Below are 1,056 nucleotides of genomic sequence, written 5' to 3'. Positions count from 1 at the left end.
CGCCGCGGCCCCACCGGTGTCGCCGCGGCGTCTCAGCCGGCGTCCCCTCGCAGGTAGGCGCCGAGGGCGGCGATCGCGGCCGGGTTGCGGGGGCTCTCCACGAGGTCGACGTAGTCGAGGACGAAGATCCGGTCGTTCTTCACCGCGGAGACGTCCTTCAGCGGGCCGTAGCTCCTGAGGAACTCGCGCTTCTGCTCGGCGCCGGTGTCGCCGTAGTCGTTGATGACGATGACCTCCGGGTCGCGGTCCACGACGGTCTCCCAGCCGACGGTCGTCCAGGAGTCCTCCAGGTCCTTCATCACGTGGTCGCCGCCGGCCTTGGTGATGATGTCGTGCGGGCCGGCGAACCGGCCCGAGGTGAGGGGCTTGTCCCGGCCGTCGTCGTAGAGGAAGACCCGCGGCCGGTCCTCGCCCTTCGGTGCGGCGGCCTGCGTGGCGGCGACCTCACGCTCGAACCCGTCGATCAGCTTCTCGGCGCGTTCCTCGACGTCGAAGACGGTACCGAGGTTGCGGAGGTCGGTGTAGAGCGCGTCCAGCGGCGACATCACGCCGCGCTCTCTGCCCTCGCCGCTGCGGCAGGACTCGGTCAGCAGGTACGTCCTGATGCCCAGCTTCTCCAGGGTGTCCGGGGTGAACGCGTTCTCCTCGCTGAAGCCGTAGTTCCAGCCGGCGAAGACCAGGTCCGCCTTGGCGTCCACGGCGATCTCCTTGGTGATCTGCCGCTTCGACAGCCACTCGGTCTGCCGGTAGCCGTCCTTCCAGGGCACACCGTCCAGGGTGCCCTTGTCGTCCGGCATCACGTAACCGGCCATGTGGTCGGCCAGCCCGAGCGAGAACATGATCTCGGTGATGCCGACGTCGTTGGTGACCACTCGTTCGGGTGCCTTGTCGAAGGTCTGCTTCTGGCCGCAGTTGGTGATGGTCACGGGGTAGTGGCCCGCGTCGGCGGTCTTGTCCCCGGCCTTGTGACCGGCCTTGCGGTCCGCCGCGGCGCCGGTGTCGACCTCGGCGCCGCAGCCGGTCAGCAGCAGGACGAGCGCGGCGGCCGTCGCGCCG

Annotated in this window: 1 protein-coding gene; it reads right to left on the bottom strand. The window is 69.6% G+C overall.

All coding sequences use genetic code 11. The annotated features are described in order from the left end of the window. Positions 1-32: 32 nt before the first annotated feature. A partial coding sequence (locus ACYVE9_RS28050) for an ABC transporter substrate-binding protein (RefSeq protein ID WP_461030695.1) occupies positions 33-1,056 on the bottom strand: 1,024 nt, incomplete at its 5' end.

It is taken from the genome of Streptomyces sparsus (genome assembly GCF_054776295.1).
Note: the sequence above shows the minus strand (reverse complement) of the source record. Positions and strands in the feature narration are given on the sequence as shown.